Raw genomic sequence first — 24,486 nt, forward strand, 5'->3', positions numbered from 1 at the left:
AGGAGACTATCATGCATCATCATACCGACCCCGCCATGAAAGCCTGCATCGAGGAATGCCTGCGCTGCTATTCAGTGTGCCTCTCGACAGCGATGAACCATTGCCTGGAGATGGGCGGCGAGCACGTTGAAAAGAAGCATTTCACGCTGATGATGGCCTGCGCCGAGATTTGCAGGACATCGGCCCACTTCATGCTGGTGGACTCCCCGCACCACAAACATACCTGCGCCGAGTGCGCGGAAATCTGCACCCAGTGCGCCGAGGACTGCGAGCGCCTCGGTAACATGGAGGAATGCGTAGCGGCCTGCCGATCCTGCGCGCAGTCGTGCCGCAGCATGGCACACTAGTTGTAGCGGGGGCAGACACAATAACGTCTGCCCTCACAGCAATCACCAATGGCAATCTCCGAGTGAAGCTGCAAGTGCATGCATCTCGTCAATCAGAGCACCTTCACTGTCGCAAAGGTCAGGATAGGTATCGGTTGTCTTCGTGCTTGAAACAAGTAGTGAACTCCGGACGGCTGCTTCAGAACGCCCGCGGCGATGGTTGAAGCGTCGCCACCTATCGTGATGGCGTGATGGAGCTGAGCAGCAGGCTCCATCTACCCAAACGATGGTACCAGGCAGCCGCGCGACCAAGCGCACTTCCGCTTGCAAATCAGCCCTCGTGACGGAAGCGTTTGATTCCACGGATTGGGTTGGCAAGATTGTTGCCGCTAGCGGAACCGGTTACTTAATTTTTTCCGAGATGCGCACCGGACAAAAACCGTTGCAAGCTCAAACCAGCCAGCAACATGTAGGGCGGAAGGGCAATCGAATAATGTCCGCAGTTCATCTCCAAAATGTTCGGCTGAGCTTCGGCATACTTAAGCCGTTGTATGAACCTCTGAGATAGCTCTGGCAAAACTACCCTGTCTCTTTTAGCCAATACAATGTGTAGATCGAGATCCGGCCGCGCCAAATTGTGCGCGTAATTCTCCAAATTAAGCGGACCCCAGGCCGTTCTGAGATGGGTCAGATCAATTTCAGGCTCAAGGCTATCGTGGATCGCGCGTGTCGCCCGCCCCGTCCAAACCATATCGGCCAGACTTCCCGCCGTTAGAAAGAGTGACGCCTTTGACACAGCAGGGTCGTGCGCTGCGATTAATCCGGCGACCCAGGAACCCAAGCTCATACCGAGAATCGAAATGTCTCCATAGCCTTCGCGCTTCAACCAGCGAATGAGCTTTCGACCGTCCAATACGGCCTGCCTTACGGATTGGATCGTTCGTCCAAGGTTGGCGCTAAGCATATAATCGGCGTGCAGGGATCCGGGTCGGCTGCGCTCAAAGTGATAGGGCATGGCAATCTCGACAACCGTGATGCCACGATTCGAGAAAAAGCTGGCTAACTGGCGATTCTGGGAGCTTGCGTTCCAGTGGTGAAAAACCACCAAGGCCTGATCTAGGCACCCGCTGTCTGTAATTCTCGCCCAGACAACATTGTTCTCTTCGACATCAGTGGAAATGTCCGATGGAAATTTGAGCCATTCGCCTTGTCTTTCAAAGCTTTGATCGGCGCCGCGGCCCAGATCGTCGAAAAAGGTTGGATCAGCCGTGGCATCGTCCGCGAGGACACAAAATTCTTCTATACCTGTTACCTGTTTCGCACCCGGAAAGGCACGCTCTGCGTCAAGGTCGAAATCGGTCGTTTTCTTCCCTTCGTCACCGCGCCGCGCCCGCTGCTCATCCCATCGATCAAGCCAACTATGGTACACTCTGATCGCTTTCTGCTACGTTCGATCGGCCGAGCCTTGGGTCGAACAGGCCGAATATCCCAAGCAAGGGTGCTACGCCCAGAAGAATTGAAAAGCCTGTAAATGCGTCGGTTAATACGTAGGCGGTAAAGAGCATAGCCACGACCGCCGACATCTCCCAAAAGGGGGAATAACGTGGGGATGATCTCCCACCTAAGCGGATGGAGGCATCCACAAAAACGAAGCAGGCGGAAAGGGCAACAAGAAAGCTACTATAATGCGTCGGACTTCGATAGCTCATTCCGGCATCGACCTTATCGTGCCCATAGAAAGCTGAAGACGCATCGCTGACCAGCCAAGCTACAATGTCCTCTCCTCGCGATACCAGATAAGCACTTTGGACCTTCATAGCTATGGCAATCAGAAGCCCCAAAATCGTGCATCGAAAAATTGCATGAATCACCCTGTGACCGACTTTATGGAACGCGTCGTGCTGCTCAACTGACTCCGACCAGTGCTTCGAATCTCGTCGAATTTTCCATAGATCGTGTGCCACTGTATAAAGTAAAATTAGGCCTGCAAAAAACAGATAAAAACACAGACTCATATAGAGATAAGCAAATCCCGTGAATGCGGCGGCTACGGGCACCGATATGATATCAGGACGCACAATCGCTATTTTTCCCCAATCGATAGCGTAGTTTCCACCGCCCTCTAGGAGTGGAACCAAGCACACGCCAACCCACTGAAGAAGACCGGCAAACAGTACACAGATCAAGAACACCGCCCAGTACGAATACGCCGACGATTCGACGTTGCGCGCCCATCCGTCGTCGCTTTCCAATCGGTCGACCTCGGGCAAGAGCGCTACACGCCCTTCTTGTTTCCAAAAGGTGACCAACTCAGCCACGACAGCAACAAAGAGCGGCAAGAACACCATGAAGACGAACGTCCAATTTGCTGTCCACAGAAATCCAACCTGCTTGAGGACGCCATCGGCCCGGGCATGGGTCACGCTGTGAATTCCTAAAATGTAGGATAAGAAACCAAGGGCAGTGAAACCCGCAAACACCGACGCCGGCAAGTTCAAGGGGGATCCGCGGCTAAAGAGCGCCTCAGATCTCTGCGCCAAACCAAAACGCCGCCCGGCCCCCTTTGCATCAGTATCCAGCTCCGGTGAGTGGCCTGACTGATCTTCCAAGCTCGCAGCTGTTGATAGATCTGGAGCCGACCCGGCAACGCCGGCGCCGGCGTTCTTCAATTCTCGCCTCTTCGCCGTCAGCTTCGATTGTGCCGCACTCAGTTCGATCTGCCATTGGCTTGTCGCACCCGGATCATCGCAGCCACAAACCCTGGCAAGCCAACGGATATTGGCAGCGCTAATTCCCTTGTCGTTCTCCTGAAACCAGAGCTGGACCGTTCGTAGATCGACCCCAATCCCGTTGGAATCGATCTGAGAAATCGCCTCCGCAAGAAGCTCCGGCGTCCATGGGCCTGCAGGAAACCCATCGCTGCCCAACGGCCGCCCCGCTCCCGCAGCGGCTAACCGCTTGAACAACTCCTTGAAGTCACTCCCATCCTGAGGCGGTGGAAGAAATAACTTTCCGTTTAAAAACAATATCTTACATGCCCTGATTTCGTTCCGTTTCGCTACTCTTCATATCCTATCGTGTCATCGGTCTTGATCAACGATTTTATGGCGTCTCGATGGGCGGTGGGAAAGGGACGAATCAAGGGACGGGCTAACCAGCCCCACAACTTCTAGGACGAGAAAATGGGCGAACGTTTCGATGCCTCCAAAAGCACGATTTCGCCGATAATCGAAAACCATAGGCGAGCACGCTCTCAACGGGCAGCGCTCGAACAACGCGCGTGGCTCGGCTGGTCACTTCTATATTGCCCCATGTTAATCTTTGTGCGATGGCGCGAGCGACGGGCATTGGCGAGACTGGTCGCCATCGTTCCCTCGACCGCGGAAGATGCTCGCTGCAAGCTCATTTACGTTATGGCCAACATGATCGCGGATGGATCTCCACGGCAAATAGAAGATGTCGGGGCTGTTATGGAAACGCTCCGTTCTCACAAGGACAGTCTGACCCGCTTCCTCCGCAGGTGAGGGGCAGGGTTCATCGAGGGCAATTCGCGCAGTTGGGAAACTAACGCGATTTTGTGGGGAGGATGACGGGAACTCAAAAAGTCGCGTCCGAGGCGGCTAGTGCCTAAGGTTGAACCAATGTCGCGTGACATTGCCGGCGTCGTCCCGAATGTCGAAATAGTACGGATCTTCCCGTAATGGGCGGGGCATCGTCACGGTTTGCTCGCAACCGTCGCGACCGCCAAAGCCCGACGGACAGCTGTTCCGAATCTGAATGCAAAGGTCGCCCTGATCACCGCCATGATCGCGGTTTCTGGAACCAACCCTCCAGCCTGCGGGACACACGTTGTAAACTTCGTGGCCGGGTTTGCCAGTCCCAGCCTCGGGGCAAGTGGGCCACGAAAAGCCCCATCTGCCCATTGCTGAGATTAGCCGATCCATCGGAGGGCGACAGGCCGGCACGCCTCGCCAGGACGGGTGCGAGGATGATGCGCACAAGAGCACCTCGCATCCCCACTCACTCGCCTCAGCACGGTTGGAGGACGATATCCACGTCGCCGCAGCGAGGATTGTCGCTATGGCAGTCAGCCTGACTCGGTTCATGGGGACTTCTCCTTCGATCAGCCTATCGGTCTGTTCGATTCGGGCGCCTGTGCGCATCCTCGAACGGCGGTGAAATCTCGCTTTCGCGTTCAGCGAGCAGGTTGAAATCAGCGATAGGCTTTCTGGTCAGCGTCCGGTCCACGGCCTTGCGTCGCCACTCGGGCATGTCGAGCACATAGGTGGCCCACATCCCGTGCCGGGCAGACATGGCGTAGTTCTGCCAGGTCAGATACTCAGCTGGCGCCGGCGGGTTCACTCGCGCCCAGCCGACGCGCAGCATTTCCAGTGCCAAATCCCGACCGCGCACCGTGCAGTGGCCGAGTGATGCGGCGTCGGCATCGTGATTCCGAACGATACAGGTTACTTGCGCGCTGCCAACCGTGCGCTTCAGCCACGCTTTCGCGAGAGGCCCGCACGGCACCGGTTTCGGGATTTCGCTCGTGCCGTGGCGACGAGGATCGTAGGACCATTGTGGCAGTTCACAGGCGTCGATCGACGCCAGTCGTACCTTGTGTCGGCCGTTTGGGAACCAAAGCGTTCGGCCATCGATAACAGATGTCCGGCCGACGATTCGTCTTGCCTCGCTCAGTTCGAGAACCGAGCTTGCTTCAACGGGCGATCGTCTTTGACCGCGGACGACGTCCGCGGAGTGGACCGGATAGGGCAGGGCGGTCAGCAGCAGAGCCACGACACTCGACCTGACAGGAACCGACGTCATGGCGACGTGCTTCCACGGGTTGCACTTTGACCGAGCAGGAGCGCCGGATGCTGGACATCGTCGAATTGCCAGAGACCGACCTTCTTTTCCCGCGCGGCCTGCTCCACCACCGCGTAGGGTGTGTGGTGTGGCAGGCCGCGTCCGTCGAGGGAGGCGAAGGCAAAGCCGGAGGAGATCATTAGATTGGCGAGGTCCAGCCGGTCGGCGCCGATCGTGGCGTAGCAGGACACGAGGACCGCTCCGGCCGATTTCGCGACCTGCGCACAGACGGGACCTGTATCCGCGATGTAGGCGGCAAACACTGCCAAAGAGGCCTCGCCGCAGTCGTGGCGAGCGCCCGACCTATCGGTGTAAGCTGTGCCGCGCAGGCAGGCCTGCACGCCGAACAGGCGAAAGTGTTGATCGCCGTCCCGCCAGCTGTCTCCGCTTTCGAGCGTCACGCCTGGTTTCAGCTCGAAGTAGCCCTCCGGCGGCGCGGCCGTTGCCGGCGTCAAGCCGATGGTCAGCGACAAGAAGAGGGCAGGGGACTTCATTCGCTCGCAACCCTTGGATCTGCCCACATGCCGTAGCCGCGGCGACCGATGTTCTCGGCCTCTCTCAGATCAGCTCTTGTGGGCGTCCCGTCCGGCCGCTTTGCGATGCGGTGAGTACCGAGCGAGACCAGTTGCTCCTCGAACATGTCGATAGAGTCGAGGCTGCCCGGGTAGTTGTAGTAGCCATAGCAGGTTGCGTCCTGCGCCTCTGCGCCAGCCTCGCTGAAAAAGGCACGGCAGTAGATCACACGGGGCGACTGAAGCAGCGTTGCCAGACCCTGGCGAGCGTAGTCGTCACAGGATCCGGCAAATCCCTCCTTACGATTGACCAGGTCGCCCGAGCACGGCTCGATTCCGTAGAGGTGCACAGTCAGATCGGCATCGACCCGAAAGTCCGTCGCCGAGACCGCCTTGAATCCAGACGCCGACGCATAGCCTTTGCGTTCGGACACGTTCCCCTGGCCGTCATAGTACTCCATGACCAGGACGGTTTTCCCGGGCGCGGCCAGCGAGCGGACGTAGGCTTCGTCCACCGGCCCTGCCGCATAGGCCGGCAGGCATGCGCTGATCGCTGCCACGCACCTGACTGCACGCTTCATCTGCAGTCGCCTCCAAGTTGTCACTTCGGCTGACACTGACCCGTCTCCTGTCTCTTTGCAAGAAAAATCACAATCAAATTGACATTGTTTTTTCTCTCGCCTAACCATTCTCGCATCTACAGTCACAAAGGCCTTGGATGCGGACCCATGGGAAGGCAAGCAAAATCACCGTCGATGGCGCCGCTCCTGGCCGTGACAATCCTCACGAGCATATGCGTTGTCGCGGACCACGCAGCATTGGCGTCCGAGCTTGCTGCATCCACACTGTTCCAGCACCACGAGGCTCGACAAAGTCGGCAAGAGGATGACGTTGCATCCTCGGCCGACACGGTTTCCGAAGCCCGTTGGGCCCGGTCGCCGGACGACTATGCGCTGGGGGAGGGCGGTCGGATCGTTCCCCGGCATCAGGCGCCCGAGCCGATCGGCATGCCAGCATCCGAGGTCGTCGGGTTTGAACCTGACGACAATCATTTTGATAGTGGCGTTCTGTCCGGGATGCCGGAGTGCGGGCCGTCGCCCGCGACATCCGCCGAAATCACGCGCCTCGTCATCGAGGCCTCACAAAGGCACAATGTCGACGCAGGGTTCGCCCTTGCTGTTGTGACCGCGGAAAGCCGGCTCGACCGGCTGCGCAATTCACCAAAGGGCGCGCGCGGGCCAATGCAGCTCATGCCGGCGACGGCCGAGCGATTCGGTGTGACCGATATCTGCGATCCCGAAGAGAACATCGATGGTGGAGTCCGCTATCTCCGCGAGCTCACCGACGAATTCAAAAATCCGCTTCTCGTCGCTGCCGCTTACAACGCCGGAGAGGGCCGCGTGCGCGAACATGTCGGAATTCCCCCGTTCAGGGAAACTCTTCGGTACGTCGCCGAGGTCCTCAACATCCAGATGGGTCTCGAAGGAAGCGGTGCGACTGCGAGCGGAGCGCACGATTTTGCTGATGAGCAGCAATCAACCCCCGCCCGCGGAGTCATCACGTCGCGCGAACGCCGCCAGTGGGTCGGCGGTGTCATGCATTTCTAGCCGGAGGCCACCATGAACGACGTTTCCTATTCACCTGCTGCTCGGCCAGTGCCAATGCCGATAGCATTCGCCACGATACTGGCCATCTGTCTGGTGTTTGCCGAGCCGGCATTCGCACAATCGTCTGGTGCCTTTGCCCCGCTGGAAACCGCTGTCCAGATGATCGTGGATTTCATCACCGGCCCGTTCGGGCGGCTGCTCGCCATCATCGCGGTGATCGCACTTGGCTTCCTTGCGTTCGCCGGACGTCTCTCCTGGTTCACAGCCGGCGCGGTCGTGCTCGGAATCGGCCTCGTCTTTGGCGCACCGGCGATCGTCGACGAGATGATCGCCGCCGTCGGGAACTGAGCCATGGTCGAGTTCACCGACGAAAAGCCCCATCTGACCCCGCTCGTGATCGGCCTTACCCGACCGCCCATGATGTGGGGTATCCCGCTCAACGCCTTCTACATCATCGTCGGGTTCACGCTGATCGCCTTCCTGGTGAGCACGAGCTTTTGGTCGGCGCTGATTGCCCCGCTGATCTATCTCGCGCTCTTCGCCTTCTGCAGTCGCGACATCCGGATCCTCGATCTTGCTCAGGTGGTCGGCCGCCGCACGCCGCGGACTCCCAACCGGCTGTTCTGGCGCACCAACTCGTACGGACCCTGACCATGCTGAACGTCGTCGCCGAAGAGTTGGGATTTGGCCGTGAGCGCCGGCGCGAACGGCCGATGTCGACCCACATTCCCTATCTGCGCCATGTCGCCGACACCGTCATCGGGCTCGAAAGCGGTGCGATCCTTTCGGTGATCAAGCTAGACGGTTTGTTCTTTCAGACTGAGGATCAGGCCGAGCTCAATATGCGCGCGGCTGTGCAGAACACGCTGATCCGAGCGCTCGGCTCGAGCCGCTATTCTCTCTGGTCGACGGTGATCCGCAAGGAGGTCAAGCCCTCGATCGGCGGGACCTTCTCGGATCCGTTCTGCGATCTTGTGAACACCCGCTATATGGCATCGCTGCGCGACAAGCGCATGTTCACTAACGAGCTTTACCTCACGATCGTCCGCTCCGGAATGCGTGGAGCGCTCGGCGCTGCCGAAGGTTTTTCGCGACTGCTCGATCGCTCCTCCGGCAGGGAAGTCCTTGAGCAGCGACTGCACGAACGCATCAACGATCTCGAAGAGATCGTGGGCAACGTCACGCGTGAACTGCAAAAGTACGGCGCGCGTCCGCTTGGCGTCGTCTACCGAAACGGAGAGCCGTACTCAGAACCCTGCGCCTTCATCAACACGCTGCTCACCTGTGGCATCGCGCGCGACATGCGCCTGCCCCGCATGGGTATCCGCAGCTATGTCGGGACGTCGCGTCTGCATTTCTCAAAGCGAACATTGCAGGCGCAGGGTCCGACCGAGGCGGAGAACCGTTTCGGTGCCATGCTGTCGATCAAGGAGTATCCCCCATTCTCCGGACCCGGGATGCTCGACGGGCTCCTGCAGATGAACCACGAGTTCATCTGCACCCAGTCGTTCACGCTCGCCGACAAACCGATCGCGCAGGAGCGCATTTCGCGGCTGCAGCGCCAGATCCACGCGTCGGATGAATCGGGCAGCACCGTCGAGACCGATATCGATTTCGCGCTGAACAGCCTTCTCAACCAGGAAGCCGTGTTCGGCTATCACCATTTCAGCCTGTTGTGCCTGTCACGCGACCTCGCTGGCCTCGACAAGGCGGTCGCCGAACTCGGCTCCTGCCTGACCGACATGAACATCAACTGGCTGCGCGAGGACCTCAACATGGAGGCCTCGTTCTGGGCGCAGCTGCCGGGCAATCACGCCTACATCGCACGCTCCTGCATGCTGTCCAGCGCGAACTTTTCCGGCTTCTCGTCGCTGCACAATTTCGCCACCGGCTCGGCGCGCGGCAATCACTGGGGATTGCCGATTTCGATCCTCGAAACGACGTCGCAGACGCCCTACTGGTTCAATTTCCATCAGCGCGACATCGGCCATTTTCTGGTGACCGGTCCGACCGGATCGGGCAAGACCGTGGCGCTGACATTCCTGCTTGCGCAGGCCTTCCGCATATCGCCTGAGCCGCGGGCCGTCTTCTTCGATAAGGACCGCGGCGCCGAGATTTTTGTCCGCGCCGTCGGCGGCGACTACGAGGTGCTCCAGCCGGGCGTGGCGACCGGGTTCAATCCGCTGCAGCTCGAGAACAGCGCGACCAATCGCGAGTTCCTGCATCGTCTCCTCAAGGCCATGCTCGATCCTGCAGACGGCCACGGCTTTTCCCAGGAGGAAGAGGACACGCTGGAGCGCGCCATCGGACGCATCTGCCAGGAGCCGGTCGAGCAGCGCACTCTTGCCAACCTTTCCGGCCTGTTGATGGGCCGCGCACGCTCCGACGCCAACGATCTCCAGTCACGTCTGCGTCCATGGTTCGAGGGCGAGAAGGCTTGGCTCTTCAACGCGCCGCGAGACGTCCTGTCCTTCTCAGGTCGGAGGATCTTTGGCTTCGACATGACGCACATCCTCGACAACCAGGAGGTGCGCACGCCGGCGCTGATGTACCTCTACCACCGGCTGGACGAGCTGCTCACCGGCGAACCGGTCCTCATCTTCATGGATGAAGGCTGGAAGCTTCTGCAGGATCCGGTCTTCTCCAATTACATCGTCGACAAGATGAAGACGATCCGCAAGCTCAACGGGATCGTGGGGTTCGGCACACAGTCGGCGGCCGACATTGCGCGTTCGTCGCAGTCGCACACGCTGATCGAGCAGTCGGCCACCAATCTGCATTTCCCCAACCCGCGCGCGGACGAGGAAAGCTACATTCGGCGGTTCGGACTGACCGCCAAGGAGTACGCCTTCATTCGCAACACGCCGCCTGAGCGGCGGACATTTTTAATCAAGCACGGCAACGACTCCGTCATCGCCAGGCTCGACCTCACCTCCATGCCGGATCTCGTTCGCGTGATGTCCGGCCGCAAGGAGACGATCGAGCAGTGTGCCGCACTTCGCGCACATCTCGGCGACGATCCGCGAGAGTGGTTGCCTGCTTTCTGCGGCTGGCAGGTTCCAGCATGATCAAACGTCTTTCTCTCATACTGATCTTTGCGGCATCGCCTGCGTTTGCCGATATCCCGACCATCGACGGCACGGTGCTCGACGAGCGCGAGGAGCGTGACCGGAAGACCGGCGAGATCGAAAAGGTCGACGAGGAGCGCTACGTCAATAATCAGAGCGTGACGTGCTCGATGTACCGGCCCGGCCGGAAGGATGATCCTGTCGCTGCCGCGAATGCCAACCCTGCGATCGCCGGCCTGGTTCGCCGGATCGCGCGTGAGGAAGGCGTAGACGAAAACCAGTTCCTGGCGCTCGTCTATCAAGAGAGCCGCTTCAACCCCTGCGCCAAATCTCCAGCGGGCGCGATCGGGCTTGCCCAGCTGATGCCGGGAACCGCAGGCGATCTCGGCGTCGATCCTTACAATATCGAGCAGAACCTGCGCGGCGGCGCGCGCTACTACAAGCAGCAGCTTCGAAAATACAACGGCAATGTCTCGCTGGCACTTGCCGCCTACAATGCCGGCGCGGGCAACGTGAACAAATATGGCGGCATCCCGCCGTTCAAGGAGACCCAGGGCTACGTCGCCAACATAACCCAGAGGTGGCTGCCGGCCTTCGGCGGCTCAGACAAGTCCGGCATTCCGCTCAATTATGGCGGTGGCGGCGCCTATGGGGGCGTCCGGACCAGCACGATCAACGCAATGGGCCTGACCGCGGCGATCGGGGAGGGGTCCGGCGACGTTACGTCCTGGCTGACGCAACTTGGCGACATGAGTGCCGGCACGATCCAGGACAGCTGGGATCACAATTCGGGTGCGCGCAACGCCAACATTGAGCTGATCAACCGGCTTGTTTTGCTCGGCACGGCATTCGCCGATCTCACCAATTCCAGCAACGCGATGACACTGGGCGACCTGTCCGGCACCAATCGATCGACCCGCTACGAGACGGGCAACGATGACGACGATCGGCCGGTGGCCGGCTTCTGCGACGAGCGCGAGGGCTTTGTCTGGGATGCCGACGCAAAGGCATGTGTCCAGCGCATCGACCGCCAAGCGGACCTGCTTCTCGAGACTCAGTGAAGGAGATCGACATGAAACGTTCATTGGCATTCCTGGCATTGGTCGGCGCGGGGATCGCGCCGGCTGCCGCCGATATCCCGGTCATCGACAAGACGAACTACGCGGTCGCGCGGGACACGGCCGAAAAGACCGGCAATATCCTCGATACCAACAAGGAGATTCTCACAACGGTTGAGGAGACCCTGAAAGCGGTCACCGGCGACCGAGGCGGTGACGCAGGTCCCCTCAAGGATATCGCGATCGGCAACGGTTTTTCCGTCTCCTCCATGCCGTCCTTCGACAGCATACTGAAGGGCGGGATCGCCGATTTCGGGTCGCTAGACCCCAAGGTGGTGGAAGCCGCGACGCTGTTCATCAACGGCCTGCAGCTGGTGCGCTCCCTCTCCGGGAAGGAGAACAGCTCACTGGCGAGCGACAAATCCTACGAAGAGCTCATGAAAACGGTGATGGGCGTGTCGGCCCTGATCACCGGTTCTCAAGCTGCGGTCGAAACGCGCCGCTCCGCTCTCGAAACCGCCGGCGGTGACATCGGAAAGGCGGAGGACATCAAGGGCTCGATCGACCAGAACACGCAGCTTCAGGTTCAGACGGGCCTGACGTTGAACGAGATGATCGGCGTGCTGAACGCCGGCGTTCAGTCGCTGCACGCCGAGAACCAGCGCAAGCTGACCGACATGTCGAACACCAAAAAAGCGCTGCGGTACGAATGAAAGGGCGGCAATGGATTTCGAACGCTCTTGTGTTCGCGCTGGCCATTCTCAGCAGCGGATGTGGCACCGCGCGCGAGAAGGCGGCGCCGTGCAAACGGCCGGCCAATCTGTCCAGCTATGCCAGCACGGGGGACGAGTGCGGGCCGATGACCTCGGTCAATTCGGACCGTGCAGCGGCATTGGCGGCAATCCAGAATTTGGCGACCGGCCACGAAGAATAGGGCAGGGTGGTGGACGATTTTATTGGCGAACTGCTGGATCGGATCGATGCCTCGGGGCAGAATTTCTCGCGAAGCGCCTACGAGGCACTAAGCCAGGATCTCGAGCCGCTGCTTCGCCTGCTCTTCGTCCTTGCGGTCCTGTTCTATGGCGTGCAGCTGTTCCTCGGAACGTCACGTCTCAGCGTCGCGGAGATCATTGGCCGCCTGGTGCGCGTCTTCGTCATTCTGATCCTGGTCGGCACCTGGTCCAATTTCAACGATCTTGTCTATGACTGGCTGACCACCGTGCCGGAGGCGGCGGGGCGCGCCATCCTGGCGGCATCCGGCACGGGCGTGACCGAGCCAACGAATGGGCTGTCGCAGATCTGGAAGACCGCGAATACCGCCGCAGCGGCGTTCTCGGAGCAGGCAGGCTATCTGTCCGTTCTGCCCGCTTTGATCGGCATGATCATCATGGTTTTTGCCGGCCTGTTCGTCGCCATCGCGCTGGGCATTCTCGTCCTGGCCAAGGTCGTGCTGTGGGTGCTGCTGGGTACAGCGCCGATCTTCATTGCCTGCTTCTTTTTCGATGCGACTCGCAGTTACGCCATGGGATGGCTGAACCAGTCATTGCTCTATGCGATCATTCCGCTGTTCGTCTATGTGATTGCCGCCTTCCTGATTGCGGCGATGGAGCCGGAGCTGACGACGATCGATAGCATCTCCGGAAATCGCGAGCTGAAACTCAGTGACTTTGCTGCTTTCATCATGCTTTGCCTTGCTGGCAGCTTTGTTCTTCTGCAGGTGCAATCCCTCGCACAAGGCATAGCTGGGGGGTTGGCGACGCCGATCGGGCCTCGGTCGCGACAGATGACCACGCAAGGAATTTTCTGGGGTCGCGAAGCGATCGGCCAGTCGGCGCGCCAGACGCAGGCGGCGGTCCATCGCGTCCAGGCTCGACTCCACGCACCACGGCAGAATGGGGCGGGTGCCTCCATGCAGCGCGCGATCACGTCCAATGGAACGCCTCGGCAAAGCTGACGCCAGGTTGGTGGTGGATTCCGACAAAAAAGAAAAGGGCAAGGATGGCAGACAAGTCCGAATCCGCGCTGCGGTCCTATTTCCAGCAAGGCGATATCTGGGAGCAGGAGATCATCAAACGGGCGAAGCGCTCGGCGCGCGTCGCCTGGTTCTTTTCGATCGTCTTTGCCGGGATCGCACTGCTCAGCCTGCTTGCAGTAGTGCTGATGCTGCCTCTGAAGAGCTTCGAGCCCTATGTCGTCACCGTCGACCAGACAACAGGCTACATCGAGGTCAAGTCCGGTCTGACTCGGCCGGCCAGTCTCACCGAGCAGCAGGCGATCACACAAGCCAATGTCGTGCGCTACATCCGTGCCCGCGAAGGTTACGACCCCTACGCCATCACCGAGAATTTTGGTATCGCGGCGCTCCTGTCCGCCGACGAGGCGGCGCGCGAACTGCAGACCCTCTACAGTGCGGCAAATGCGCAGAATCCCACGAAGGTCTATGGCCGGCTGAAGCGGGTACTCGTCGAGATCAAGTCGGTGACGTTTCCGAACGCCAGCACGGCGATCGTCCGGTTCTCCACCAACGAACGCAGCGACACGGAATCGGTCGTCCGTCATTGGATCTCCGTCGTGCGCTTCCGCTACACCGATACGCCGGTCCGCAACGAGTGGCGCTTCGAAAACCCTCTGGGGTTCCAAGTCTATTCCTACCGTCGGGATCAGGAAACGGTCACGCCCGGAGATGCGCAATGAGGGGCCGCTCCTGGACAGCGGTGCTGATGCTGTGCGGCTCTCTCTGGCCAGCGCTGGCGGCGCAGACCCCGAAGGGCGGCTCCCTCGATGCACGGGTGACCAGCGTCACCTACCAGGAGAACAACGTCGTCCAGGTTTTCGCGACCTACGGCATCTCGACAATGATCATCTTCGACGAGGACGAAAAGTTCGAAACGATCTCGCTCGGCGACACGGAAAGCTGGCAGGTCGTCCCAGCCGAGAAGGGCAACATCCTCTTCGTCAAGCCGATCGCCAAGGACGTCGTGACGAACATGAACGTCGTGACCGACAAGCGCATCTATTATCTCGAACTGCACGATTTCGCGCCCGAGGCCGGCCGCAAGGTTTTTGGCATCCGCTTCCACTATCCGGAGAAGAACCTCAACGCCGCCTTGCGGCGGGAGGCCGAGCAGCGAGCGGCCTGGCCGAACATCTCCGGTATCGACAAGGCCAACGTCAATATCGATTATTCGTTCTCGGGTGATGCCCGCCTGAAGCCGCTCATGGTCTTCGATGACGGCAACAAGACCTTCTTCAAGTTCGATCGCCGCGTTCCAGCGATTTTCGCGGTCAACTCGGATTTCTCCGAAACGCTTCGAAACTTCCGCAGGGAAGGGGAGTACGTCGTCGTCGACGGGACGGCGACCCAGTTCACCTTGCGGGATGGCGATCAGTGGATCTGCATCTTCAATCTCAGAAAGCCGGATTTCGCAGCGCCGGATCCGGCAATCCTCGGGCCGGTTGAAGATGACAAGGCCAAGCGCAGGCGTCGGAGCGGAAACTGATGAAGCGCTCCCCCGAACTCGAGGCCCTTGGTCAGGGCGACGATCCGGTCATTGCCGATAATGCCGTTCGACGTAAGCAACTGGTCGGTGGCGCAGTCTTGCTGCTACTCGGCCTAGTCGCCGGCTATCTGGTTCTCGCAGGCAGGCAACCGCCGGTCCGCGACATGCTCGACGGCGACGAGGAATTCACCACAACCACATTTCGTCCACCGTCCTTCGTGCGCGAGGGCGAGCCCGAGCCGGAACCCCCGGCGCCGGAAGTCGTGCAAATACCGCCGCCGCCGCCTCCACCTCCGGCCGAAGAGGTCGATACCACCGAGTTCGACGTCCCACCGCCGCCCGTGCCAGGCGCACCTCCACCGCCACAGCAGGCGACTGAGCCGCCGGTGGAAGAGTTCCCAGAGCGCTTCCGCTCGAAGCTGGTGGTCATCGACAATGCGTCCGCCGGCGAGCAAGGCAATTTGACTGGCAACGGAGGGGAGGGGCTTACCGTCGCCGGTGAGGATCGCAGCAGCAAGTTCCTTGCCGCGGCAGCCAGCATTGGGGACCGTAGCGCCAGAGCGAGGAAGATCGGGCGCATCGATGCGCTTGTTCCGGAAGGCACGCTGATCCCCGGGATTCTCGAGACGGCCATCGTCAGCGATCTGCCGGGCCAGGTGAGGGCGATCGTCTCGCAGGACGTCTATTCCTTTGACGGTAGACGCGTTCTGATCCCAAGCGGCACCCGGCTCATCGGCGAGTACCAGTCCGAGATCACGCGCGGACAGACGAGAATCTTCGTGGTCTGGACTCGCATGCTGCGCGATGACGGGGTGTCGGTCCGGCTGAATTCGATCGGCGCCGACAGCCTGGGTCGTGCCGGCCTTACCGGGCGCGTCGACAAGAAGTTTCGGGAGCGCTTCGGAGCGGCCATTTTTCTGTCGATCGTCGGCGCCGGCGCCAGTTACCTGACCGGTTACGGCAGCGAGGCCGCGGCCGGAGACAACGATGATGCGCAGAATGCTGAGGAGTTGGCCCGCGAAACCCTCGCGCAGACCTTCTCCGACATGGCCAACCAGGCACTAGGAGATTCCTTGCGAATTCCACCGACGATCAGCGTCGGTCAGGGCGAGCGCATCTTCGTCTTCGTCCGCCAGGATCTCGATTTTTCCGCCATGTACGAGGATCCCGTCACCGAGGCACTGAGGGAGATCCGTCGTGAACGTAATCTCGACTAGCTTCGCCGCAGAGGAGAAACACCATTTCCTGAACCGCGCGCTTGAGCCGCTGCGGCCATTTCTCGATGACAGCCAGGTCGTCGAGATCTCCATCAACTCCCCAGGCCAGGTTTATGTGGAGCGCTTGGGCTCGGCCCATATGGAACACTATGAAATAGCAGAGCTCACCGCCGATGAGATCGTCAACATCGGCGAACGCGTCGCCGCCACGACCAATCAGTTTATCAACCGCTCGAGTCCGATTCTCAGTGCCGCCCTGCCCACCGGCGAGCGGATACAGGTCGTACTGCCGCCAGCGGCAGCTAACGGCGGCGCCGTTTCCATCCGCAAGCAGGTCATCAGCAACTTCACGCTCGATGACTATCGCGATCAAGGATCGCTTGATCAGGTGACGGTCGCCGTCGGTGGTCTCAGCGAGACCGATCATGCGTTGATCGAGCAGCTGTCCGCCAAGGATATCTACGGTTTCATTCGAACGGCCATCATCAATCGCGTGTCCATCCTGATCAGCGGCGGCACCTCGAGCGGCAAGACGACGTTTCTCAATGCCTGCCTCAAATCGGTCGACCCGCATGAGCGGATCATCACGTTGGAGGATACGCGGGAGCTCTTTCCGCCTCAGGACAACGCGGTGCATCTCCTCGCCTCCCGCGGCGACCAGGGGACGGCCAGCGTGACGATCCAGTCGCTGCTCGAAGCTTCGCTACGAATGAGACCCGATCGTCTTTTTGTCGGGGAGGTCAGGGGATCGGAGGCATTTGCGTTCCTGCGTGCGATCAATACCGGCCACCCGGGCTCAATGTCGACTGTCCACGCCGACACGCCGCTCGGGGCCTATGAGCAGCTTGCCATGATGGTCATGCAGTCGGGACTGTCGGCGGCCTATCCAAAGGCTGACCTGATCTCCTACATCCAGAGCGTCATCCCGATCGTGATCCAGTTGCGCAGGGAAGGGGGCCGGCGCGGCGTTTCGGAAATCTTCTTCGCGCGCGGGCGGACGGATACGCCATGACCGGATCACTCCGCGTTTTCTATCTCGGCTTTTGTCTGACCGTCGCCTTTGCCGTCTGGCTGCTGGCTTATGGTCTCGGTTTGCAGCTGCTCTATGGAGACGGCAGAATCCTGCAGGCGACCATCACCACGAATCCCTTTGCCCCATTTGAGCAGCTGATCGCCTATGGGGACAGCGGCGTCCTGCGCATTGTGGCGCTGGGCGCTGTGGTCCCAGCGGCTCTTCTCGCGGGGATCGTCGCTTATGTCGGCCTTCGACCGAGCGCGAGCCCACTCGGTGACGCCCGGTTCCAGACCGCCATGACGCTCCGCCGCGATGGATGGTTCGGGAAGAAAGGCAAGATCCTTGGCCGTTTCGGTCGCCAGGTTCTTCGCGTGGACGATGATCGGCATCACCTGATCATCGGACCGACGCGCTCTGGAAAGGGGGCTTGCTACGTCATTCCAAACGCGCTCTCACATGATGGCTCGATGATCGTCACCGACCTGAAAGGGGAAATCTTTCGCAGCACCGCCGGCTATCGCAAATCGAAGGGCGGCCAAGTCTTCCTGTTCGCGCCCGGATCGGAACGGACGCATCGCTACAACCCGCTCGACTTCATCCGGCCGGATCGCGGTGACCGCACCACCGACATCCAAAACATAGCAGCAATCCTCGTCCCGGAAGTCGCTGAATCCGAGAATTCGATCTGGCAGGCGACCGCCCAGCAGGTCATCGCCGGCGCCATCAGCTACGTCAACGAAAGCCTCTACTACAAAGGTCATCGGACCCTCGGCGAGGTCACATCCTTCTTTAACAGCGGCGCCAATCTCCAGGCGATGATGACCCTCATCCAGGAGCGCGAGCCTTATCTGTCTCGCTTCACCATGGAAAGCTTCAACGCCTACATCGCTCTGTCCGAGCGCGCCGCCGCTTCCGCGCTCCTTGACATCCAGAAGGCTTTGCGACCGTTTCGCAACGAACGCGTCGTGGCAGCGACGTCGGTGACCGACATGGACCTGCGGGCCTTGAAGCGCCGCCCAATCTCGATCTATCTCGCGCCCAATGTCACCGACATCACGTTGTTGCGACCGTTGCTCGCGCTGTTCGTGCAGCAAACGCTCGATACGCTGATGCTCGAGCACGCGGAGCGCTCGGTACCGGTCTACTTCCTGCTCGACGAGTTCCGTCAGTTGAAGAAGATGAGCGAAATCACGACCAAGCTGCCCTACGTCGCCGGCTACAATGTCAAGATGGCCTTCGTGATCCAGGACCTGAAGAACCTGGACGAGATCTATGGCGAAACCTCTCGCCATTCATTGATGGGCAACTGCGGCTACCAGCTGGTTTTCGGCGCCAATGACCAGGTGACAGCGGAGGCCGTCTCGAAGGGCCTGGGCAAGCGCACTGTCCGATATAAGACCGAGTCCCGCACGATCGAGCTGATGGGCCTGCACCGTCGTACCAAGGTGGAGCAACTGCGGGAGCGCGACCTGATGATGCCGCAGGAAGTGCGACAGATGCCCGGAGACAAGATGGTGATCCTTGCCGAGGGGCAGGGGCCGATCTTCGCCGACAAGCTGCGGTTCTTCCGGACAGCGCCCTTCCGGGAGCTGGAAAGGTTCTCACAGACATATGTGCCAGATGTGCCAGCAACCGAGTTTCTGCCACCGCGGCCGGTTCCAGCGACAACCAGCGCCTATGTTGGCGAACACAACGACGCTTCCAAGCCGGAGGAGCTGAAAGGCAGCCGCGAGACTGTAGCAAGACCTTCCGCCAGGAGGCGTTCGTCAGCTTCAAACGTTCCTGCCAGCAAGCTCGAAGGCCAGGCTTCGGCACCTGCCGTCAGAACGGCTTCGGCTCGAGGCCGTGCAAACGGCGCCACACTGAGCTCGCTCGACGCGGATTTCGTGAAGGCTGCACGGCGGTTGAAGTCACTCGCAACAGAGCCGGTCAAAGCCGGCAAGCCGCGCGACACATCAGGCAATTGGGGACGGATTTTCGATGCTACCATACCTGACGAGCTTGAGATCGTTGAGGCGGAGGCTGTGTGACCAGCAGCGGGCAAGTCGTGGCCCGAACACATCCAGCCAAGCGCACCCACCGCGATAGCCCTGGTTGATCTTTCGACGGCGGACACAGTTTGGTCGACCAGCAAGCAATACCCATATGAGCCCCTCAGAGGGTTGAGGAAGGAGCCATGCGGAACGTTCCGGGTATCACCATGTTTGAGCCGGCCGAGATCATCGCCACGAACTTATTCGCCTTGCCGATATTGCTGCTGTTGACGAACATCAGCCGAACGTCGGCAATAGCCTAGCAAAATCAAAAACTTAGTTCCATAAGCTATGTTATGCGACTTAGCGTTGTATTATGGACGAAGTACAATTTCAGATAGCGACGCCGGCATTACAACGACGACGCTGGGCATGATCGTTCGTTCGGAAACTGGCATGTCCGCCCTATCTTTGCTCCCGCGGCGGGCGTTGTGCTTTCAACCTCAGCGCTTCTTCTGCATCAGCACCCAGACGGCAAAGGCCTTGCGGTCCGATCGAGGCTCAGCCTTTAGCGCCGCGATCGCCTGCTCACAATTGTCGATCAGGACCAGCACGCCAGGGCGCGTGTAGCGCGACTCCGGATCGTAATCGGCATTGTGCCGCTCTTCCTGCATGGTCTCGAAGGTGTCGGAGAAGACGAGAATCCCGTTCGGGAAATTCTTGGTCGCCGCGTTCTTGCAGGAATTCTTCGCGATCCCGTGTTCCAGCGAGCGATAGACCTGCACCCAAGCCGGCGAGCTGCGGACTTGCGCGGTCGACCCGACGAGCAGATCCGCACATTCGCGCGCCAAAGTATGGAACAGGGCGTAGTATGCCGTGCTGACGCCGCGCTTCAGATCCGATTGTCGAGGACGCTTCGCGCTGGCCCTGGCAAGGCGCCGGGCAGTGCCGATCAATTCGGCCGTCACGTTAGCTTGCTATCTTCTGCTGTTCATCGAAGTGATGGCGGATATGAGGGAATCGTGTTTCGCCGATCCTTGCAAGCTGCTGGCGGATCGCCGTCACAAGGCCAAAGGTTGCTTTCGAAGCGATCGGCTTATCAAGAGCCTTGTAGCGCACATCGACCAGGAGAACCGGATCGCCGTCACGATCCTGGCCGGGAGCAACGTTAACTCCGGTGTAGCCGTAGTCAGCCAGCCGGTCTCGGAGCACTTCCTCGACCGCCTTCCTAACCTTCGTGTCAACCTGCGAGTCTTTAGCTTCTGTGGTCATGGTCGTCTTATAGCCGATAAGCAGCGATAACGCCACCGGAGCGCCTTCGCGTCGCTCTTTCAAGCTTCCTGCTGCAGCGCTCACCGCGTCCATTTTTGACGCTCAGGTCGTCCAATTTAAAGTGGTAAGCCGGTGGATTTCCCGGAAGCACTCATTATGCTTGCGTCGCTGTTTACTGCGCATTCTGCTCCGTCTCGGTTATGAAGCTGAGGACGGTGGTGGCGCGGAACCTGCGACGGATGCGTTACAACAAGGGCATGTCGCAGGAAGAATTGGCCGCAGCCAGCGGAAGCTGGGGGAACTCTTGGCGTCAGCTTTCAGCAGATTCAAAAATATGAGCGTGGGACGAACCGGATTGCCGTGACCACATTGGTGCGTGCTGCCACCGCCCTGAGCGCACCGATGTCGTTCTTCTTCGACGGCGTGGGGCCTCAGATCAGAAAACCCAAGCAACCGATGCTCTATGGAGGCGACATCGTTATTGCGCAGGCACTAGCAAAGATCGAGGCTCGCAAGGTCCGTGCAGCGTTTCGAACCCTCATTCGCGCACTGGTACAGGAGCGACTACCAGGCGCAAGGCGTTCGCGAAGTCTTGCGACTATGCCTGCGCGATTGCCCAGCCCGATGCGTCAATCGTGATGACGTCGCTCGCCGCGTAGCGATCATTGGTGAGAGCCATGCGGGTTACGCCTTTCCCGTGCTCGACCTTCTGCCAGTAGCCGGCGCGAGGACGTGCTTCGTCAGCACCGTCACAGGCCCTGGCGATATGTTGGTCGCGCACGCCGGATTGCCGGGCAATCTCCGTCATGGGCATCGACCAGACCAGATCGTGCAATTGCTCGCGGGTCACTTTCATTGATCGTCGTGACGCTCCTGACCCAACACGAACTCTCTGATAGGAGCCACCCAACGATCGGCCGTCTGGTAGAGATCGACAATCCGGGCTTCGACCGTACCAAGCTGGGGCCCAAAATAAACGAGCGGGGCCACAATCGCAAAGGCCAGAATTGCGATCGAGAGGAACCCATCTGGTCGATCTTCCGAGCCTTCCGGTGGCGGAAGCTGATTGTTGCGCCAGTCGCTCTTCATGACCAACTCCTACCTTTCCCGATCTTCGCGATCGCGGTCCTGTCGCTCCTCGACTTCTCGCTCGATCTGGCGAAGACGCGGTACATGCTGCTGCGGCGGATCGGATCTGGCAAGTTCGGCATCGAGGGCCGGCTTCCTTTCGACAGCTCGGTCCTCGGGGTGCTGCGTGCGTGGTCCGGTCGACATGGTGGCCTGCTGCTCGATGACTTGATCATCCTGACCCGGTGTCATCTGGACCTCCTGAGCTGGATCGCGATATTGCTCCGCTTCGGCAACATCCTGGAACCCATTGGGCGCGCCATCGACCCGGCGGTTTGCGCCGGCGTTGATTGAAGCAGCTTGCTCATCCCTCGCTTCGCCCCTTTCGCTTCGCGCTTGTTCGGCGCGGGACAGTGCGATCTGATCGATAGTACGCTGCAGGTCCGGATCCGATTTCGCGGCTTCACGCATATATTGGTTGTCACCATCGATCGCCATTTCGACCGCCCGGTTGACTTCCCGCTCGAGCCCTGCCCAGTAGCTTGACGCGAAGGACTGCGGCAGCTCGCCCGCTTCAATCCGCTCAAGCCCCTCGCGATAGTGACTGACCTGGACGAGAACCTCGTTCGCTGTTTCGACCGCCTCAAGTCCGAACCGCGCCACCGCCGCATTCCACTGGACGTTGGGATCTTCAAACCGATCGTCGCTCGAGCCACGCGAGTCCTGCCCACCCTCGCGGTCAACGTGGCGTTCGGTGAGATCGAGATATTCCCGGCGGATGTCGACCACTTCCCGCGCCGCCGCGGCGATCTCGTCGAAGTCGCCACGATCCGCTTCGTCGAGCGTCTGCTCTACAGACGCAAGGACAGCCTCTACACGGGTTTCGTAGGCCTCGAATTCCGGACGCGTCATCTCTCGCATCTGTCCATCCTCACCGTTCACGAACTCGGCCAACTCTATCATATTGGTTATGTTCTTGACAGGTTCGTTTGCGTTTTCTGCGAAAACACGCTCATTTTGAGTGTTCTCCCAAAATCCTTGCAAGCGACCGCTCTGAAGCATTGCAAAGGCGCCCTCGCGCGAGCCGCCAGCCTCATTGGCAAGATCGCTCCAGGCCTCGGCCGCTGTGGCCGCGTACTGCCGGCTACGGTCGGTGGTGGCGAGGTTGATGTCGTTCGCGCGCTTGGCCCGATAGCGGCTATTCGCGGCGGAGCTGGTCCCTTCATGCTCGGTCCGGCCGCGATAGCTGACGGGCCGCACCTGGTTGCGGGTATAGGCCGGCGCGTTGGCGAACTCGCGACGGTCGGTCAACTCCATGTCGATGCCCTGCTCGCGCGCCTTCTCGGCCATCACGGAGCGCCATTCCCGAAACATCTGCGGGCTGGTGACGATCCTCTCTCCGCTCTCCGACCGCATCGTCACGATCGCGTGGGCATGAATGTGTGGCCGCTTGCCGCCCTCAGCCGCTTCCTTCGGATCGAGCGCCGGATCGTGGACGGCAAACACATAGCGATGCCCGGCGAACTGATCGCCGAGGAACTCCCGCACGGCAGCTTCGAAGGCCGGTCCATCCGTGCCGGCCCGTGCCGAGACGATCAGGTGCATGACGTCCCTACCCTTGCGGCTGTGCAATTCCTTGCGCCATTCCTTCTGTACGAGATCGCCGGCCTGCGTGGCGTCTGCGATCAACCGCCCGGTGTCGTCGCGAACCTCGCCTTCCGCACTGGCGACCAGTTCGCGCACACGCGCGGTGCCCCATTCCACTCCATTGCCGTAGCCATGGAATCGGAACCGGGCCTCGACATCCCGACTGGCATCGGAATCGTCAAATCGCTGCTGGACGATCTCGGCGGCCTTCTGGTCGCCGGTCAGCCGCTCCCCGCTTCCGTCGCGCAGCACGACAACACCAGAGATATGGGTCTCGCCCGAAGATCGCTGCCGCGCGGTGCAGACGAATCGCCGATCACCAAATCCCGCGCGCAGGATTTCGCGCAGCTGGTCGTCCTGGTCGCTGTCATCGCGCAGTGATGCCGTATCGACCGAGACGTGGAATACGCCCAGATCCCGGCTGGCGGCCCGATTGTCGAAGAGATGCTCCCACTCGGCACGTTGTTCGGCGAGTGCATCCTTGCCGAGCACACGCTCCCCACGCTCATTCTCGACCGCCAGTTCTCCGCCCCTCGATGTGTAGCTCATCATCGCGCCGGCGCGCGCGCCTCCACCATAGGAGGCAAGCTTGACCACGGCTGGTTGACTGCCACGCGCCAGCGCACCAAAGCGCGTTCGCATCGAGCGTCCGGCCGCACCCGCGCCAGAACGCGACCACCGCAGCCCGTTTCCGCCCTGCCGCCGCCGCGCTCGGCCGAAGCCGCCCAGCCCCTCATCGCCGATCCGCGCCACCCCTCCCCTTCGCGGCTCTTCCCAGTCGCTCCTTTCAGCCTGGCCGAGCTGCATCTCGTTCAGCAGCATGGCGCGCCGGCGCTCCCACTCCCGTTCGAAGGCACCGGGAAAGAATTCCATCAGGCATTCTCCCCGCGTCGGGCAGCAGCTGTCCGCCGTGTCATATGAGCAAGCTCCGACGCGAGCGTGGTTGCAACGCTATGCGCATCCCTGATGCTGCCTGCAACATCGCCTTCAACCGGCAATTTGCCGGTGTTGATGGCTCTGGCGATCTGATTGAGGTTGCCGCCGATCGCCCGCATGCCGTCGGCAAGCAGGCCGAGCACCAGTCGATCCCCTTCACCGAGGAACGGCCTGACGCCGGCGCCCTCCATGGACAGAGACCGGACGAAGCCGGAAACGGTCATCCCGGCTGCGCTCGCGGCGGCCTCCAGCGCATCATACTCGGCGGGAGAGAAGCGGATATGCGCCACCTTCTCCTTCCGTTTCGACGCTTCGGAAATGCAGTGAACCATCGACGGAAACACCTTGGATCGTGGTGGTTGCGGCCGCAGGCCGCGGATCGAGGGCCTGTCCCTCGATGGTCAGGAAAATGTATCACATTTTT

26 protein-coding genes are annotated in these 24,486 nt (G+C 60.4%); 15 read left to right on the forward strand and 11 right to left on the reverse strand.

Annotation, left to right across the window (positions count from 1 at the left end):
• Positions 1 to 11: 11 nt before the first annotated feature.
• The gene (locus B9Z03_RS00390) at positions 12 to 347 is read left to right on the forward strand and encodes a four-helix bundle copper-binding protein (protein WP_085462420.1); all 336 of its coding nucleotides are present in this window, start codon (positions 12 to 14) and stop codon (positions 345 to 347) included.
• Between the two features lie 385 nt (positions 348 to 732).
• Here the strand turns inward: B9Z03_RS00390 and B9Z03_RS00395 are convergent, their stop codons facing one another.
• The 5 genes from B9Z03_RS00395 to B9Z03_RS00420 form a co-directional block, all read right to left on the reverse strand.
• Positions 733 to 1,755 carry an alpha/beta hydrolase family protein gene (locus tag B9Z03_RS00395; RefSeq protein ID WP_085462421.1) on the reverse strand — a complete coding sequence of 341 codons (1,023 nt, stop codon included), beginning with the start codon at positions 1,753 to 1,755 and terminating at the stop codon, positions 733 to 735.
• Complete coding sequence (locus B9Z03_RS00400; RefSeq protein WP_085462422.1) at positions 1,745 to 3,352, reverse strand: RcgA family putative transporter; 1,608 nt, start codon at positions 3,350 to 3,352, stop codon at positions 1,745 to 1,747. The genes B9Z03_RS00395 and B9Z03_RS00400 overlap by 11 nt, the downstream gene beginning before the upstream one ends.
• Positions 3,353 to 4,454: 1,102 nt before the next feature.
• Positions 4,455 to 5,150, reverse strand: a complete 696-nt coding sequence (locus tag B9Z03_RS00410) for a thermonuclease family protein (RefSeq protein WP_085462424.1) — start codon at positions 5,148 to 5,150, stop codon at positions 4,455 to 4,457.
• The gene (locus tag B9Z03_RS00415) at positions 5,147 to 5,683 is read right to left on the reverse strand and encodes a thermonuclease family protein (protein WP_085462425.1); all 537 of its coding nucleotides are present in this window, start codon (positions 5,681 to 5,683) and stop codon (positions 5,147 to 5,149) included. The genes B9Z03_RS00410 and B9Z03_RS00415 overlap by 4 nt, the downstream gene beginning before the upstream one ends.
• On the reverse strand, positions 5,680 to 6,282 hold the full coding sequence (locus B9Z03_RS00420; protein ID WP_085462426.1) for a hypothetical protein: 603 nt from the start codon (positions 6,280 to 6,282) through the stop codon (positions 5,680 to 5,682). Before B9Z03_RS00420 ends, B9Z03_RS00415 begins: the two co-directional genes overlap by 4 nt.
• A gap of 174 nt (positions 6,283 to 6,456) precedes the next feature.
• On the opposite strand from B9Z03_RS00420, the gene B9Z03_RS00425 reads away from it, so the two are divergent.
• Genes B9Z03_RS00425 through B9Z03_RS00485 form a run of 13 tightly spaced genes read left to right on the forward strand, consistent with a single transcriptional unit; the run spans position 6,457 to position 19,196 of the window.
• The gene (locus tag B9Z03_RS00425; RefSeq protein ID WP_244561603.1) at positions 6,457 to 7,308 is read left to right on the forward strand and encodes a lytic transglycosylase domain-containing protein; all 852 of its coding nucleotides are present in this window, start codon (positions 6,457 to 6,459) and stop codon (positions 7,306 to 7,308) included.
• Positions 7,309 to 7,362: 54 nt separating this feature from the next.
• The gene (locus tag B9Z03_RS00430) at positions 7,363 to 7,656 is read left to right on the forward strand and encodes a TrbC/VirB2 family type IV secretion system protein (RefSeq protein ID WP_085462427.1); all 294 of its coding nucleotides are present in this window, start codon (positions 7,363 to 7,365) and stop codon (positions 7,654 to 7,656) included.
• Between the two features lie 3 nt (positions 7,657 to 7,659).
• Complete coding sequence (locus B9Z03_RS00435; RefSeq protein WP_085462428.1) at positions 7,660 to 7,959, forward strand: VirB3 family type IV secretion system protein; 300 nt, start codon at positions 7,660 to 7,662, stop codon at positions 7,957 to 7,959.
• Positions 7,960 to 7,961: 2 nt separating this feature from the next.
• Entirely contained in the window at positions 7,962 to 10,376 is a 2,415-nt protein-coding gene (locus B9Z03_RS00440) for a VirB4 family type IV secretion/conjugal transfer ATPase (protein WP_085462429.1), read from the forward strand.
• Positions 10,373 to 11,437, forward strand: coding sequence for a lytic transglycosylase domain-containing protein (locus B9Z03_RS00445; RefSeq protein ID WP_085462430.1), 1,065 nt, complete (start codon positions 10,373 to 10,375; stop codon positions 11,435 to 11,437). The genes B9Z03_RS00440 and B9Z03_RS00445 overlap by 4 nt, the downstream gene beginning before the upstream one ends.
• Positions 11,438 to 11,448: 11 nt before the next feature.
• Complete coding sequence (locus B9Z03_RS00450; protein ID WP_085462518.1) at positions 11,449 to 12,147, forward strand: type IV secretion system protein; 699 nt, start codon at positions 11,449 to 11,451, stop codon at positions 12,145 to 12,147.
• Positions 12,144 to 12,368, forward strand: a complete 225-nt coding sequence (locus B9Z03_RS00455) for a hypothetical protein (protein WP_085462431.1) — start codon at positions 12,144 to 12,146, stop codon at positions 12,366 to 12,368. The genes B9Z03_RS00450 and B9Z03_RS00455 overlap by 4 nt, the downstream gene beginning before the upstream one ends.
• 9 nt (positions 12,369 to 12,377) lie before the next feature.
• Positions 12,378 to 13,388 (forward strand): TrbL/VirB6 family protein, encoded by a 1,011-nt coding sequence (locus B9Z03_RS00460; protein ID WP_085462432.1) that lies wholly within the window; start codon positions 12,378 to 12,380, stop codon positions 13,386 to 13,388.
• 44 nt (positions 13,389 to 13,432) lie between these two features.
• Positions 13,433 to 14,128 (forward strand): VirB8 family type IV secretion system protein, encoded by a 696-nt coding sequence (locus B9Z03_RS00465; RefSeq protein WP_085462433.1) that lies wholly within the window; start codon positions 13,433 to 13,435, stop codon positions 14,126 to 14,128.
• Positions 14,125 to 14,934 carry a TrbG/VirB9 family P-type conjugative transfer protein gene (locus B9Z03_RS00470; protein WP_085462434.1) on the forward strand — a complete coding sequence of 270 codons (810 nt, stop codon included), beginning with the start codon at positions 14,125 to 14,127 and terminating at the stop codon, positions 14,932 to 14,934. The genes B9Z03_RS00465 and B9Z03_RS00470 overlap by 4 nt, the downstream gene beginning before the upstream one ends.
• A complete protein-coding gene (gene virB10, locus B9Z03_RS00475; RefSeq protein ID WP_085462435.1) occupies positions 14,934 to 16,151 on the forward strand; it encodes a type IV secretion system protein VirB10 in 1,218 nt (405 codons plus the stop codon). The genes B9Z03_RS00470 and virB10 overlap by 1 nt, the downstream gene beginning before the upstream one ends.
• Positions 16,132 to 17,163 (forward strand): P-type DNA transfer ATPase VirB11, encoded by a 1,032-nt coding sequence (virB11, locus tag B9Z03_RS00480; protein WP_085462436.1) that lies wholly within the window; start codon positions 16,132 to 16,134, stop codon positions 17,161 to 17,163. The genes virB10 and virB11 overlap by 20 nt, the downstream gene beginning before the upstream one ends.
• Positions 17,160 to 19,196 carry a type IV secretory system conjugative DNA transfer family protein gene (locus B9Z03_RS00485; protein ID WP_085462437.1) on the forward strand — a complete coding sequence of 679 codons (2,037 nt, stop codon included), beginning with the start codon at positions 17,160 to 17,162 and terminating at the stop codon, positions 19,194 to 19,196. Before virB11 ends, B9Z03_RS00485 begins: the two co-directional genes overlap by 4 nt.
• A 446-nt stretch (positions 19,197 to 19,642) precedes the next feature.
• Here the strand turns inward: B9Z03_RS00485 and B9Z03_RS00490 are convergent, their stop codons facing one another.
• Together B9Z03_RS00490 and B9Z03_RS00495 are read right to left on the reverse strand one after the other, a co-directional pair.
• Positions 19,643 to 20,107 (reverse strand): hypothetical protein, encoded by a 465-nt coding sequence (locus tag B9Z03_RS00490; protein ID WP_085462438.1) that lies wholly within the window; start codon positions 20,105 to 20,107, stop codon positions 19,643 to 19,645.
• Between the two features lies 1 nt (position 20,108).
• Complete coding sequence (locus B9Z03_RS00495) at positions 20,109 to 20,504, reverse strand: hypothetical protein (RefSeq protein ID WP_139832107.1); 396 nt, start codon at positions 20,502 to 20,504, stop codon at positions 20,109 to 20,111.
• Between the two features lie 231 nt (positions 20,505 to 20,735).
• Here B9Z03_RS00495 and B9Z03_RS29200 point away from each other — a divergent pair, with 231 nt between their 5' ends.
• On the forward strand, positions 20,736 to 21,050 hold the full coding sequence (locus tag B9Z03_RS29200) for a hypothetical protein (protein ID WP_244561614.1): 315 nt from the start codon (positions 20,736 to 20,738) through the stop codon (positions 21,048 to 21,050).
• On the opposite strand, the gene B9Z03_RS00500 is transcribed toward B9Z03_RS29200, so the two are convergent.
• Genes B9Z03_RS00500 through B9Z03_RS00515 form a run of 4 tightly spaced genes read right to left on the reverse strand, consistent with a single transcriptional unit; the run spans position 21,010 to position 24,352 of the window.
• Positions 21,010 to 21,267: a hypothetical protein gene (locus B9Z03_RS00500; protein ID WP_085462439.1), complete on the reverse strand. Its 258-nt coding sequence runs from the start codon at positions 21,265 to 21,267 to the stop codon at positions 21,010 to 21,012. The genes B9Z03_RS29200 and B9Z03_RS00500 overlap by 41 nt on opposite strands.
• Positions 21,264 to 21,500, reverse strand: a complete 237-nt coding sequence (locus B9Z03_RS00505) for a hypothetical protein (protein ID WP_139832108.1) — start codon at positions 21,498 to 21,500, stop codon at positions 21,264 to 21,266. Before B9Z03_RS00505 ends, B9Z03_RS00500 begins: the two co-directional genes overlap by 4 nt.
• 9 nt (positions 21,501 to 21,509) lie before the next feature.
• Positions 21,510 to 23,999, reverse strand: a complete 2,490-nt coding sequence (locus B9Z03_RS00510; RefSeq protein ID WP_085462441.1) for a relaxase/mobilization nuclease domain-containing protein — start codon at positions 23,997 to 23,999, stop codon at positions 21,510 to 21,512.
• Positions 23,999 to 24,352: a plasmid mobilization protein gene (locus B9Z03_RS00515; RefSeq protein ID WP_244561604.1), complete on the reverse strand. Its 354-nt coding sequence runs from the start codon at positions 24,350 to 24,352 to the stop codon at positions 23,999 to 24,001. Before B9Z03_RS00515 ends, B9Z03_RS00510 begins: the two co-directional genes overlap by 1 nt.
• Positions 24,353 to 24,486: the final 134 nt, after the last annotated feature.

The sequence above is a fragment of the Mesorhizobium australicum genome, assembly GCF_900177325.1.
GTDB lineage: Bacteria > Pseudomonadota > Alphaproteobacteria > Rhizobiales > Rhizobiaceae > Mesorhizobium_A > Mesorhizobium_A australicum_A.